Here is a 12,652-nt window from a genome sequence, read left to right on the forward strand (position 1 = left end):
TTCGAGATCAGGTGGTGGGGAGGCCGGCGAGGGTCCAGGCATCCATCCCGCCGGCCATCGTGTCGGCGGTGAAGCCGGCGCGGGTGAGTGCGGCTGCTGCGGCGGCGCTGCGGCGGCCGCTGCGGCAGACGACGATGATCGGCTGGGTGGGCGAGAGCTCGGACAGGCGCTGCCCCAGCTGTCCCATCGGCACGTGCAGGGCGCCGGGGATCATGCCGGTGGCGACCTCGTCGTTCTCGCGGACGTCGAGGATCTGACTCGTCGGACGCCGCCGGTCGGCTTCGGTGACGGTGATCTCGTTCATCGGTTCTCCTTCAAGTGGTGAGCGGGGTGATGCCTCGCTGGGAGGGGTCAGCGGAGGGGTTCGCCGGCGGAGCGCCAGGCTGTCATCCCGCCGCGCAAAGAGTGGGTGGTGTAGCCGCGGTCGGCTAGAAGGCGGGCCGCGGATGCGGAGCGGACGCCGGACTGACACATGAGCACCACGGGACGGTCCTTCCGGATGCCTGCGCTCGTGCTCTGCAGCGTGTCCAGCGGTACGTGCTTGGCTCCTGCGGCGTGGCCGGTGCGCCATTCCTGTGCGGTGCGCACGTCGACCAGGGTCGCGCCGAAGAGCACGAGCTCCTTCGCCTGCGCGACGGAGACGGTGCGGGACGAGCGGCGGAACAAGCGGTCGAGTAGCCCCATCAGGCTGCGCTCCGGACCGGGATCTGGGTGATGGCGCCGGTGGCTGTCAGCTCGACGGCGGCCTTGTTCCACGGCAGTCGTCCGAGGACGGAGGCCATCGGGCAGCTGTTCACCGCGGCCGAGAACGTCAGACCGGCCCCGATCGCGCCGGACAGTAGACGCAGCGGGGAGGCGATGACGCGTCCGCCGACAAGGCCCAGGAGGACGAGGACGCCTGCGGCGAAGCGGACCTGGCGGTCCATCGCCCATCGCTCAGCGCCTCGGACGACGTCGCCGCCGGCGGCGGCATAGCCGGGCACCCCGTCGGCGAGGACGTAGGCGCCGGTGAGGCCGGTCGCGGCCAGGCGCTGTCGAGCCTGCTCCGCGCGGACCCCGGACTGGCAGGCCAACACGACTCGGCTTCCGAGGCGCTCGGCGAGCTGGTCGGTGTGCTCGGACAGCAGTGGCAGGGGCACGTTGAAGGAGCCGCGGATGTGCAGCGATTCGAACTCCGCTGCGGAGCGCACGTCGATGACGAGCAGGTCCTCGTGCTCGCTGACCCACTCCTGGAGGGTGCTCGAGTCGACGGTGAGAGGGGAAGAGGTGGTCGTCATGGTTGCCCTTTCGGGAGCGCGGCGACACCGCGAACGGGTGCCGCCGGTGATCGGAAGCGAGGAGGTGGGCCGTGGCCGGCGCAGGTGAGAGGCCGGGTGGCGGGGCCCGGCGGCCCGGCGCGAGGAGTCTCACGCGCGGGGCGGTGTCCGCCCACCGCGCCCGAGTTCGGGCGCGCGAGAAGGGACGCGCCGGGGTGGGGCGCGGCGGGCGGGCAGCCGCGAGGAGGGTGCGTCAGGTGGTGGGTGCGTCGGCGTTCTGCTGGGCGCGGGAGTAGCCGAGGTAGCTGCCCTCGATCTCGATGACGGGGAACCCGGCGCGGCGCAGCGCCTGGCTGGCGATGATGTTGCGGGCGCCGCTCTGGCAGTAGCTGATGATCGTGCGGTCCTTCGGGAGCCGGTCGGTCTCCCACAGCACGCGTCCTGCGCCGATCCGGGTCGCTCCGGGGACGTGCCCGGCGGCGTACTCGCTCGCTTCGCGCACGTCGAGCACGAAGGCGTCCTCGATGTCCGCGACCTTGTCGGGGGCGATGGTGGTGGAGGGTCGCGTCTCGAGCCCGTCGAGGGTGGTGAGGTAGCCGGCGTAGGAGTCGATTCCGACGCGGATCAGGTGATCGCGCACATGATCGGCCTGCTCCGGCCCATCGGCCAGGAGAAGGAGCGGGCGCTTCTCCCGCTCCGGGTCCACCGCCCAGGCACCCCACGCGGCGGTCTTCCCGGTCGCCGGGATTGCCAGGGCACCGGGCACCGAGCCGGCGCGCACGTCGGCCGGGGGGCGGGTGTCGACCAGCACCACGTCGTCGCCGCGGAGCAGCTCGGCGGCGTCCTCGGATGTCACCGCCGCGAGTTCGGGCAGGGGTCCGAGCACGGCCGGGCCGTCGCGGTTCTCGCGCTTCATGCGGGCGAAGTAGGCGTGCGCGTCGGGCTGCCCGTCGAGCAGCTCGCGGACGAACCCGTCCCGGTCATCCGCAGCGAGGTAGGGACCCCACCAGGTGTAGAGGCGTTCGTAGCCGACGGTGGTCGACGCGATCGCGCCGAGCGCCTTGCCGCAGGCGCTGCCCGACCCGTGCGCGGGGTGGATCTGCACGTGGTCGGGAAGGGTGAGGAGGACGCGCTTGAGGCTCTCGAAGAGGTCCTGCGCGCCCTGGAACCGTGTGTCCTGACCGCCCGCCGCTTCATCCAGCAGGTCGGGGCGGCCGAGGTCACCGACGAACACGAAGTCGCCGGAGAGCAGGTAGCCGGGATCTTGAGTCAGGGCGCCGTCGGTGACGAGGAACACGAGGTGCTCCGGAGTGTGGCCGGGGGTGTGGCGGGCCTGCAGGCGGAGGTTGCCGACGGGGATGACGTCGCCGTCGTGCAGCCGGGTCGCGTCGAAGCCGTACTGCCAGTCGACGCCGCCCTCCCCCGACACGAAGATCTCGGCGTCGGTGGCTCGCGCGAGCTCACGGGTGCCGGAGAGGTGGTCGGCGTGGATGTGGGTCTCGGTCACCGCGACGATGCGCATGCCGTTGCGGGCGGCGGTGTCGAGGTAGACCTGGACATCCCGTCGCGGGTCCACGACCACCGCGTCTCCCGTGGCCTGGCAGCCGATGAGGTAGCTCGCCTGGGCGAGGTCGTCGTCGTAGAAGCGTTCGAGCAGCATCACTTCCCCTTTCAGTAGGAACTCATGACCAAATTATACCCCCGGGGGTATTTTGTCGAGCGGGCTCAGGTGGGGGCTGGCCCTTCGGGCGAGCGAGCGCCGTCCGGCTGGCAGCGGTCAGCCTGCCGGCACCGTCCGCATCTCCTCACCCACCGAGGTGTGCAGATCGCCGCTTCGACTGGGGTCCTGCACCATCGATGAATCTGTCCGAGTGCGAATGACGGGGGTCCGTGTCACCATGACTGCATGGTTCCCACCCTCGAGGTACTGACGATTTCAAAGATCAGCGCTCGTCTCGCTGAACTTGAGGCACGCGCAGGGGCTTCGGTTGATGAGCTGCGCCAGCGCGCCGACCGGTACGAGCTGTCCCAGGAGGGACAGTCGATCCTGCGCAAGCTCGAGGACCTGACGTACCTGCGGGAGCATGCCGAGCGTTGACCCTGGCGGTCAGTCCGACGGGGACCTCGAAAAGAAGGTCTTCGACTTCATGCTCGAAATCATGGAGATGCTCGCGAAGATCATCCCCAACGGACTCGTCGGCCTAGAAAGCAGCGTGGTTCGCATGCGCGGCGGCGGTGTCGCCGTCACTGTCGAGCCCACCGAGGAGCTCGGGCTTCGTCTGGACATCGAGGGCACCGAGACCTTCCGTCTCGTCGTCCAGTATCGGCTGGTCCTGAGTCCGGTGAGCCACCTCGTCTCTGTGGAACGCTCGACGTTCAAAGTGAACGTGCGCGGCTCGGCCCGGCCGCTCTTCACCGTCGACTACCTCCGAGACAGCGGCAGCGACGTCCCCTCGGCGCACTACAACGTGCATGCCGAGCGGCAGGACATGACGGACGCCCTCGCCGCCACAGGAGCTCGACGTCGCGGCAAGATCTACCAGAAGCGCGTAGCGAAAGGTGACCCGCCGCGATTCGGCGATGTTCACTTCCCGACTGGCGGCCATCGGTTCCGACCGTGCCTCGAGGACGTGCTGGAGATGATGATCGTCGAGTTCGGTATCGACACCATCAGTGGCGCGGGCGCCGCCCTTCACGAGGGTCGCCTTCGGTGGCGCAAGCGTCAACTCGCCGCCGCGGTGTCCGACGATCCGATGACCGCCGTGGCAGAGCTGGAGCGGCTGGGGTTCAATGTCGTTCCGCGCGACAGCGCCGAAATACTCCCGCGTTTCGATCGGCTCACCGCACTCTGAGGCTCACCCCCTCACCGCAGGTACGCCGGCAGCGCTCCTCCGCCGAGCCTCACCGTCAAGCGCTCCCGGGCGCTGCGAGCTCGCCGGTGATGTATTGCGCTCGGCCGAAGCCGAAGGACCAGTCGGCCGCGGTGTTCTCGATGAAGCCGATGACGAGGTCGGCGCCGTCGATGCCGATCGCGTCCAGCGCGGCGGCGAGGGCGGCGAAGAACGCCTGCTTCTCCTCGGTGCTGCGGCCGGTCTGGGTGAAGATCTGGATGATGACGATCTGCTCGGACCTCTCGATGCCGAGTCCGACGTCGAGGGCGGTGAGTCGGCCGGGCTTGTGCTCGGTGACGATCTGGAAGCGGTCACGCTCCGGGAGGCCGTAGACCTCGACGAGGGTGCGCATCAGCGCGTCGCCGAGTGCGGTGATCTGCTGGTCGGAGCGGCCCTCGATCAGGTCGATGCGGATGAGTGGCATGGTGATTCCTTCGGTCCGGGGCGTGCTCGCACCGTAGCTCCCGGCCGGCGCTGGGCTCTGCCTCTCCCCTGCGTCTCTTCTCAGCCGGTGCAGCACCGACGGGATTGGGCAGGCTCTCCTGGCTAGCGCTCCCGCGGGGTGGGTGCTTGCATGGCCCTCATGTCGACCCCGTCCACGCCTCCGCCCTCCTCGCCCCGCGCGGAACCGCACGACAGCGCGATTTCGGGTCGGCTGAACTGGTTGCGAGCGGGTGTGCTGGGCGCGAACGACGGCATCGTCTCGGTCGCCGCTCTCGTCGTGGGTGTCGCCGGTGCGACGACCGCGACGGCACCAATCCTGACGGCGGGTGTCGCGGGTGTCGTCGGCGGTGCGATCTCGATGGCGCTGGGCGAGTACGTGTCGGTGAGTAGCCAGAGCGACAGTCAGCGTGCGCTGATCACGAAGGAGCGCGTCGAGCTGGCCGAGGATCCCGACGGGGAGCTCGAAGAACTCGCCTGGCTGTACCAGGCGCGCGGGCTGACCCCGGAGACAGCGCATCAGGTCGCCCGCGAGCTGACCGAGAACGACGCTCTGACCGCACATCTGGAAGCGGAACTTGGGTTGAACGAGGAAGCGGTCGCCAGTCCGCTCGCCGCCGCCGGCGCCTCGGCGCTGGCGTTCTTCCTCGGAGCCGTGCTGCCGCTGCTGGCGATCCTGCTCCCTCCGCCGGAGCTGAGGGTTCCGGTGACCTTCGTCGTGGTGCTGATCGCCCTCGCCGCGACCGGCTACATCAGCGCACGGGTCGGCGGTAGCCCGGCGCTGCGCCCGATGATCCGCATCGTCGTCGGCGGCGCTCTGGCCCTCGCCGCGACCTTCCTGATCGGGTCGCTGCTCGGGACTTCCGGCGCGGTCTGATGTCCCGGATCCTCGTCGTCGAGGACGACCCGCAGATGGGCGCCCTCGTCGAACGAGGACTGCGGGAAGACGGCTACGACGTGCAGCTCGTCGACAACGGTGTCGACGCGCTGATCGCGTTCACTGCGGGAGACGTCGATGTCGCCGTCGTCGACGTGATGCTGCCGGGGATGACCGGGTTCGAGGTCTGCCGGCGGATGCGGGAGTCGGGCAGCACCGTTCCGGTGGTGCTGATCACGGCGCGCGACGCTGTCGAGGACCGGATCTTCGGGCTGGACTCGGGCGCCGACGACTATGTCACGAAGCCGTTCCACTTCGGCGAGCTGAGCGCGCGGATCCGCGCGCAGATCCGGCGCCGGGCCAGTGGCCCGCAGCCGATGGTGCAGCTCGGAGCGCTGCGCCTGGATGCCCTGGCGGTGCGCGCGACGGTCCACGATCGCCCCTTCGCGTTGAGCGTGAAGGAGTTCACGCTGCTGCGCTTCTTCGCCGTGCATCTCGATGAGGTACTGACCCGGACGGAGATCCTCACCGAGGTCTGGGGGTCGCCGGAGACGTTCGAGCCGACCCTGGTGGATCAGTACGTCAGCTACCTCCGCAAGAAGCTCGCCCTGGCCGACGCGGGCCTGCGAATCACGACCGTCCGCGGCGCGGGGTACCGGCTGGAGCGCACCGAGTGAGGCTGCTGCGCTCCCTGTCGATCCGCTCGCGGATCACCCTCGGCAGTCTCCTCGTCGCGCTGGTGGGAGTCGGGGTGATCACGGCGGTACTGCACGGGCAGTTCCGCAGCATCGTCGTCGCGTCCGAGGTGACCCTCGCCGAGGGCGACCTCGCCCCGTATCTCGCCGATCTGGGATCGGACCCGACCGAGACCCCCGACCCGCCGGCCGAGGGGATCCTGATCTTCACGCGCGCTCCCGGCGGGGCGGTGCCCGTCGACACGATGCCGCACGACGTCCACGAGGTCCTGGAGCGCAGCAGCGGCAGCGACGGCACCTCGACGGTGGTCACCGACGAGAACGTCCGGTTCACGGTCGTCTCCCGGACCCTGGACACGAGTGCGGGCACGTGGGAGCTGTGGGCGGCGCGCAGCGGCGCCGGCAGCGACCTCACCGTCTCGGCCCTGGACCGGACGCTGCTCATCAGCGCCGCGGCCCTCGTGATCCTGTCCGCTCTCGCCGCATGGCTGCTCACCGGGGCTGCTCTTCGTCCGGTCGAGCGGATGCGCCGCACCGCCGCGTCCCTCGGCGACCGGGGCGGCGGCGAGCTCCCTGTCGGGCCGGCGACTGATGAGCTGTCGGACCTGGCGGAGACGTTGAACGCGTTCATCGCCCGGATGCGGGACACCGCGGATCGGGAGCGGCAGATGGTGTCCGCGGCCAGCCACGAGATCCGCACCCCGCTGGCCGTCGTCATCACCCAGCTCGAACTCGCGCACCGGCACTTCGGCGACGCGGACGCCCTCGAGAAGGAGATCCGCGCCGCCGAAGGTTCCCTCGCCCGCCTGTCCCGCCTGGCGACGAACCTCCTCGAGCTCTCCCGCCTGGACGCCGCCCCGCCCGTCGCCGTCCGCGCGACGGCGAGCGAGCTGGAGACCGAGCTGATGGACTCCGTCGACCGGCTGAGGACGATCACGGGCGGCGCCGGCCCCGAGATCGAGCTGGACACCGCGATCGAGCGGGTTGATGCGCCCTACCCGCTCTCGGTGAGCGCGTTCTCGCGGATCCTCGACAATCTCGGCGCGAACGCGATCGCCGCGACGCCTTCTGCAGGACGCATCACCCTCCTCCTCGAGCAGCACGACTCCACCCTCGAGCTGCGCGTGGAAGACACCGGGCACGGCATGCCGGAGGAGTTCGTGCCGCACGCGTTCGAGCGCTTCTCCCGGCCCGACGAGGCGCGCACCAGCCGCGACGGCGGCAGCGGGCTCGGGCTCGCCCTCGTCGCAGCCCTCGTCGACACCGCCGACGGATCGGTCACCCTCGAGAACCGCCGCCCCAGCGGAGTGACGGTGACGGTCGTGCTGCCCGAGCGGTGACATGTGAGACCTCGAACACGAATCGGACTCCGGCGGGGAGTCGGCACGCATCCCTCATAGCCGGCACCAAGACTCCCCCGCGACGGTGAGAGCGCGCCCCCGGAAACCTCAGGTCGGCGCACTCGACACCTACCGGAGGGCGCCGCCGTGAGCACCACGATCCGACCGACCAGGGCACCCGCACCCCAGGCCCCGACCACGCTGCGGCGGTCCCAGGCCGACCGCGAGCGATCCCTGCGCCGGCGCCTGCGGTCCGCGGACGCGCTCGTCACCGCCTGCTGGGTCTCGGTCGCCCTCGCCATCGCGCTCTACCTCGCGGCCGGCGGACCCGCGCAGGTCACCGATGTCGCCGGAGCCCTCACGGCCGCGGGGATCGTCGCCGGCCTCGTCGGCACCGACCTGATCCTGGTCATGCTCGTCCTCGCCGCCCGGATCCCCTGGATCGACCGCACCTTCGGCCAGGACACCGCGATGGCGCTGCACCGCCGCCTCGGCAAGCCCGCCCTGTCCCTGATCCTCGGGCACGGTGCGCTGCTCACCGTCGGCTACGCCCTCACCGACGGGCTGACGCTGTGGAACGAGACTCTCGCCCTGTACTCCGGCGCCGACATGCTCCTGGCGCTGCTCGGCAGCACCCTCCTGGTTCTCGTCGTCGTCACCTCCCTCGTCGCCGTGCGCCGCCGCTTCGCGTACGAGGCGTGGCACGCGATCCACCTGCTCAGCTACGCAGCCGTCCTCGTCGCCGTCCCCCACCAGCTCTCCGCCGGCCAGGTCCTCGCCGAGAGCACTCCGCAGCGCGTCTACTGGATCGCCCTCTACGTCCTGGCGTTCGGAGCGATCGCCTGGTTCCGGTTCGCGGTGCCGGTGCTCGCGACGCTGCGGCACCGGATCCAGGTCGAGGCCGTCGAGACGATCGCTCCCGGCGTCTTCTCGATCCACCTCTCCGGCCGCGGCCTCTCACGCCTCGGCGTGATCGGCGGGCAGTACGCGATCTGGCGGTTCTGGAGCCGCGGCACCTGGTGGCATGCGCACCCGATCTCCTTCTCCGCCGTCCCGACCGACACCCGCGCGCGGATCACCGTCCGCGCACTCGGAGCCGGGACCGACCGTCTCGCAAGGCTGCGCCCCGGGACTGCGGTCTCGATCGAGGGCCCCTACGGGATCTTCACCGACGTCGCCCGCACCGCCCCGCGCCTCGCGATCATCGCCGCCGGCATCGGCATCACCCCCGCCCGAGCGCTCCTCGAGCACGGCGGCCTCCGACCCGGCGAGGTGACCGTCCTGCTGCGCGCCGCCGACGACTCGCAGACCTACCTCTGGGACGAGACGCAGACCCTGGTGCGCAGCAGCCGCGGCGCGCTGTTCGGGATGATCGGCCGCCGGCCCGCAGGGCTCGCGACGTGGATGTCCGCCGAGTCCGTCGCTCGGGGTGTGACGATCACCTCGGCGCTGCCCGGCCTGCTCGAATCCGACCTCTATGTCTGCGGTCCGACCGCCTGGGCCGACCTCGTCGTCCGCGACGCGCGAGCGGCAGGCCTGCCCGACCGGCAGATCCACGTGGAGAGGTTCGACTGGTGAGAACACGAGCAGCAGTCGCCAGCGTCCTCGCCTCCCTCGCCGTCCTCGTCGGCGGCTGGCAGCTCGGATCGGCTGGCGCCACCGGATCACCACTCGCCACCGGGACGAGCGCCACCACGGCCACGAACGGAACGGCTCCCGCGACGACCACGCCGACCCCGGCCGGCACCCCCACCCCGACGACGCCCGCAGCGCCCTCCGCAGGCGCTGCCGCTGACCCTTCGGCCGACGCGAGCTCGATGGCCACCGCGAGCCCGTCCGCCTCGGCCGACGGCACCTGGACCGGCTCGTCCGTGGCGACCCGCTTCGGCGCGGTGCAGGTCGCGATCACCGTCGCCGGCGGGCAGATCACGGAGGTGACCGCCGTGCACCTGACGGACAAGGACGGGAGGTCCGTGTCGATCTCCCACCGGGCCGCGCCGATCCTGCGTCAAGAAGTCCTCGCCGCCCAGTCCGCGCACGTGCAGGCGGTCAGCGGGGCGACCTACACCAGCGACGGCTACCTCACCTCTCTGCAATCGGCGATCGACCAGGCGGGACTCTGACCGTGTACACGTTCACGACGATGGGCACCGTGGCCAGCCTGCGCGCCGCCGATGACGCGCCGGTGGGCGACGTCGAGGCCGTCTTCGCCGACGCCGACGCCCGCTTCAGCCTGTACCGGCCGGAGTCGGAGGCGTCGCGGATCGCCAGCGGCGAGCTCGCGCTGACCGCCGCGTCCGAGCAGATGCGGACCGCCTACGCCGAGGCACTCCAGTGGCGCACCGCGACGGACGGCGCCTTCACCCCGCACCGGCCCGACGGCGTCATCGACCTCGCCGGAACCGTCAAGGCGACCACCATGGCGCACGCGGCCCGGCTGCTCGGCGACGGCGAATGGCTCCTCGACGTCGGTGGCGACGTCCTCACCTCTCCCTCCGGCAGCTGGAGGGTCGGGATCGTGGATCCCGGCGACCGGCAGGCGCTGCTCTGCGTCGTCCCGCTCGGCGACGGACGCCGCGCGATCGCCACCTCCGGGACCGCCGAACGCGGAGAGCACGTGTGGCGCCGACCTGCCGAGCCCGGCGACGTCCCCTTCGTGCAGGTGTCCGTGATCGCCGAGGATATCGTCACCGCCGACGTCCTCGCGACCGCGATCCTCGCCGGCGGCGCCGCGACGCTCGACACCGTCACCGACCGCTTCGACGTCGACGTCCTCACCGTCGACGCCACCGGTGCCCTTCTCGTGACCGACCGGCTCCGCCGCCTGATCGCACCGGCGAGCGAGCACACGTCCTGATTCCGCCCGGTCGGCGCCTCGCATCTCGGCGGTGAAGCGGGGAGTCGGCTCCGAGGACGGGCGAGCGATCGTTCGAGGGCTCACACGAACACCTCGACCGGCAGAGCGCGCGGGAGGGGGCGCGTTAGCGTCACGAGGACAGCCCCCCTCGACCGAAGGCGCCCCCGATGAACGACTGGCAGATCAACGGCCTCCCCCTCCACCCGCTCCTCGTGCACGCCGTCGTGGTCCTGCTCCCTCTCGCCGCACTGATGCTCATCCTCGGCAGCGTCTGGCCCGCCGCCCGCCGCAAGTTCGGGATCCTCACCCCGATCATCGCTCTCGCTGCGCTGATCGCCGTTCCGCTCACGACGCAGGCCGGTGAAGCCCTCGAACGACAGACGGAGCCGTCCGCGATCCTCGAGCAGCACACCGAGCTCGGCGACCACCTGCTCCCCTGGGCCGCCGGCCTGTTCCTTGTCGCCCTGGTCCAGTGGATCTGGTTCCGCCGCACGCGACGAACCGAGGACCGACCCGCCCGCCGCCGCCCTATCGTCGGGATCGTCCTCGCCGTCGCAGCGATCGCCATCTCCGTCGGAGCGACCATCGACGTCATCCGCATCGGCGACTCCGGCGCGCAAGCCGTCTGGTCCGACTCCACCTCGAGCACCAGCACCGATCAGGCACCCGCGCCCGACGGCGACGACGACTGACCCACCCGCTCTCGGACACTGCCCTCTCCGGCCAACACGGGCCCTATCCGCAGGAAGACGGCGTGAGCGCCTAGCGGAGCGGCATCATCTCAATGACAACTCTTGGAAGGACCTCTCATGAGCATCGGATCCGGAATCGTTCTGTTCGTCATCGGCGCTGTTCTCGCGTTCGCCGTCAACATCGAAACGAGCGTCGTCGACCTGCACATGATCGGCGACATCCTGATGGGCGCGGGGCTGATCATCTTCATCCTCGGGCTCGCCTTCACCTTCCGTCGCCGTCAGAGCACCACGACCACGCGCTCCGCCGTCGACCCTGCGAGCGGCGAACGGGTCACCCGGCGCACCCGTGACACCGACGGCCCTCTCCTCTGAACACATGACCCGGCGTCACAGAGCCCTCCGACCGCGCACGCTGCGCCGTCATCTCCGCACGCTCCTCGAGAGATGCCAGCATTTCCTGCGCATCGACGTGCCTTCCAGCTCTGACGAGAGCAGCCAGCCTCTGAGGTTGCAGGACTCGGCCGAGCGCAGTGTGCCCATCGTGCAATCCGTCTTCGACGCTGGCAGCGTCACGAAAGGGCAGACCGTCGTCGTCGACGGTCACCGTGCGATGACCGTCGAACTGGAGAACGGGCGTATCACACTCGTGCCCGTTCAGCTCAACCCCAACGGTTCCCTCGATCCGGCGAGGTGAGCTCTTGAACCGCCTCAACGTGGATACCACGCGACAGGCAGTCTTCACGGCTCGCTCCATCCCCCACTTCAAGCGTTCGTGGGCTCCGTGGACGGCCTTGGATCCTGGTGGAAAGGTGAGCTGATGACGAAGCCCCGGACCAAGGTCGAGCGCGCAGCGCTGATCTCCAACGGCATGTTCTGGTTTGGGCTGTCGCTGATGCTCTTCGCGATCGCCGGCGAGCAGACCGACGCGGCATTCACCGGTCAGTGGTTCAACATGCTCGGCTGGGTGCTGATCGTCTCCGTGGCCGCAAGCCTTGCGGTCACCGGTGTGATCGAGAATCGGAACATTCGAGCGGGGAAGACGCACAAACCGCGTCTTCACCGCTGAGCGCGTCTCTCATCCGGAAAGCCGTTCTGACCACCTCACGGTGATCGAGCGGGCCCCCTCCTTGTACGACCTCTGCAGGGCTGGGTAGAGCCGCGCGCGCGATTCCACGGCATCTTCTGATCAGCCGTTTGGCCTGGTGGCTACTGGGTACTGGAATGGTGACGCGTGCGACGCTGCCGGAGAGCGTGATGCGCTGGTTCCCGGCGCTGCTGCGGGCGCAACGGCGCCGGCAGCCGGCTCCGGCGGGGCAGTGAATCGCACTCGCGCCGGAGACGGCCCGCGGTCCCTCGGCCGTCCGGGGCGAATAGCGGGGTCCGCGACAGCGGAGCACGACGTGCGGCCGCGCTCGACGCTGCAGAATCAGCGTAAGACGGACGCAGTGTTGGGGGCAGTCCCAGTCGGCGGTGTCACAGTGACGCCATGACCACTCCTCGCACTCCCCTGGCTCGAGCTGCGCTGATCAGCAACGGCATGGTCTGGTTCGGGCTGTCGCTGATGCTCTTCGCGATCGCTGGCGAGCAGACGTACGCCGCG

17 protein-coding genes are annotated in these 12,652 nt (G+C 70.3%); 12 read left to right on the forward strand and 5 right to left on the reverse strand.

The annotated features are described in order from the left end of the window. Positions 1 to 7: 7 nt before the first annotated feature. The 4 genes from MT355_RS20240 to MT355_RS20255 form a co-directional block, all read right to left on the reverse strand. Entirely contained in the window at positions 8 to 304 is a 297-nt protein-coding gene (locus MT355_RS20240; RefSeq protein ID WP_243592987.1) for a rhodanese-like domain-containing protein, read from the reverse strand. Between the two features lie 47 nt (positions 305 to 351). Then, complete coding sequence (locus MT355_RS20245) at positions 352 to 684, reverse strand: rhodanese-like domain-containing protein (protein ID WP_243592986.1); 333 nt, start codon at positions 682 to 684, stop codon at positions 352 to 354. After that, the gene (locus MT355_RS20250) at positions 684 to 1,277 is read right to left on the reverse strand and encodes a rhodanese-like domain-containing protein (protein ID WP_243600911.1); all 594 of its coding nucleotides are present in this window, start codon (positions 1,275 to 1,277) and stop codon (positions 684 to 686) included. Before MT355_RS20250 ends, MT355_RS20245 begins: the two co-directional genes overlap by 1 nt. A gap of 232 nt (positions 1,278 to 1,509) precedes the next feature. Beyond that, a complete protein-coding gene (locus MT355_RS20255; RefSeq protein WP_243600912.1) occupies positions 1,510 to 2,916 on the reverse strand; it encodes a rhodanese-like domain-containing protein in 1,407 nt (468 codons plus the stop codon). A 246-nt stretch (positions 2,917 to 3,162) separates the two neighbouring features. Between MT355_RS20255 and MT355_RS20260 the strand changes: the two genes are divergently transcribed. Then, the gene (locus tag MT355_RS20260) at positions 3,163 to 3,354 is read left to right on the forward strand and encodes a hypothetical protein (RefSeq protein WP_104268950.1); all 192 of its coding nucleotides are present in this window, start codon (positions 3,163 to 3,165) and stop codon (positions 3,352 to 3,354) included. Then, complete coding sequence (locus MT355_RS20265; protein ID WP_243600913.1) at positions 3,341 to 4,108, forward strand: ABC transporter substrate-binding protein; 768 nt, start codon at positions 3,341 to 3,343, stop codon at positions 4,106 to 4,108. The genes MT355_RS20260 and MT355_RS20265 overlap by 14 nt, the downstream gene beginning before the upstream one ends. 55 nt (positions 4,109 to 4,163) lie before the next feature. Here the strand turns inward: MT355_RS20265 and MT355_RS20270 are convergent, their stop codons facing one another. Next, the gene (locus MT355_RS20270) at positions 4,164 to 4,571 is read right to left on the reverse strand and encodes a tautomerase family protein (RefSeq protein ID WP_104268952.1); all 408 of its coding nucleotides are present in this window, start codon (positions 4,569 to 4,571) and stop codon (positions 4,164 to 4,166) included. A gap of 159 nt (positions 4,572 to 4,730) precedes the next feature. Here MT355_RS20270 and MT355_RS20275 point away from each other — a divergent pair, with 159 nt between their 5' ends. The 10 genes from MT355_RS20275 (at position 4,731) to MT355_RS20320 (ending at position 12,118) form a co-directional block, all read left to right on the forward strand. Continuing rightward, on the forward strand, positions 4,731 to 5,465 hold the full coding sequence (locus tag MT355_RS20275; protein ID WP_243600914.1) for a VIT1/CCC1 transporter family protein: 735 nt from the start codon (positions 4,731 to 4,733) through the stop codon (positions 5,463 to 5,465). Then, a complete protein-coding gene (locus tag MT355_RS20280; RefSeq protein WP_243600915.1) occupies positions 5,465 to 6,142 on the forward strand; it encodes a response regulator transcription factor in 678 nt (225 codons plus the stop codon). Before MT355_RS20275 ends, MT355_RS20280 begins: the two co-directional genes overlap by 1 nt. After that, positions 6,139 to 7,500: a HAMP domain-containing sensor histidine kinase gene (locus MT355_RS20285; protein ID WP_243600916.1), complete on the forward strand. Its 1,362-nt coding sequence runs from the start codon at positions 6,139 to 6,141 to the stop codon at positions 7,498 to 7,500. The genes MT355_RS20280 and MT355_RS20285 overlap by 4 nt, the downstream gene beginning before the upstream one ends. A gap of 147 nt (positions 7,501 to 7,647) precedes the next feature. After that, positions 7,648 to 9,078 carry a ferric reductase-like transmembrane domain-containing protein gene (locus MT355_RS20290; protein WP_243600917.1) on the forward strand — a complete coding sequence of 477 codons (1,431 nt, stop codon included), beginning with the start codon at positions 7,648 to 7,650 and terminating at the stop codon, positions 9,076 to 9,078. Continuing rightward, a complete protein-coding gene (locus tag MT355_RS20295) occupies positions 9,075 to 9,623 on the forward strand; it encodes an FMN-binding protein (protein ID WP_243600918.1) in 549 nt (182 codons plus the stop codon). The genes MT355_RS20290 and MT355_RS20295 overlap by 4 nt, the downstream gene beginning before the upstream one ends. A 2-nt stretch (positions 9,624 to 9,625) precedes the next feature. After that, positions 9,626 to 10,357, forward strand: a complete 732-nt coding sequence (locus tag MT355_RS20300) for an FAD:protein FMN transferase (RefSeq protein WP_243600919.1) — start codon at positions 9,626 to 9,628, stop codon at positions 10,355 to 10,357. A 167-nt stretch (positions 10,358 to 10,524) separates the two neighbouring features. Beyond that, positions 10,525 to 11,049 carry a DUF2231 domain-containing protein gene (locus MT355_RS20305; protein ID WP_243600920.1) on the forward strand — a complete coding sequence of 175 codons (525 nt, stop codon included), beginning with the start codon at positions 10,525 to 10,527 and terminating at the stop codon, positions 11,047 to 11,049. 117 nt (positions 11,050 to 11,166) lie between these two features. After that, a complete protein-coding gene (locus MT355_RS20310) occupies positions 11,167 to 11,424 on the forward strand; it encodes a DUF6458 family protein (protein WP_243600921.1) in 258 nt (85 codons plus the stop codon). Positions 11,425 to 11,428: 4 nt separating this feature from the next. Continuing rightward, positions 11,429 to 11,746, forward strand: coding sequence for a hypothetical protein (locus MT355_RS20315; protein WP_243600922.1), 318 nt, complete (start codon positions 11,429 to 11,431; stop codon positions 11,744 to 11,746). Positions 11,747 to 11,869: 123 nt separating this feature from the next. Then, positions 11,870 to 12,118 carry a hypothetical protein gene (locus MT355_RS20320; RefSeq protein ID WP_243600923.1) on the forward strand — a complete coding sequence of 83 codons (249 nt, stop codon included), beginning with the start codon at positions 11,870 to 11,872 and terminating at the stop codon, positions 12,116 to 12,118. Positions 12,119 to 12,652: the final 534 nt, after the last annotated feature.

The sequence above is a fragment of the Rathayibacter sp. VKM Ac-2929 genome (assembly GCF_022815495.1).
In the GTDB taxonomy this organism is placed as follows: Bacteria; Actinomycetota; Actinomycetes; order Actinomycetales; family Microbacteriaceae; genus Rathayibacter; species Rathayibacter festucae.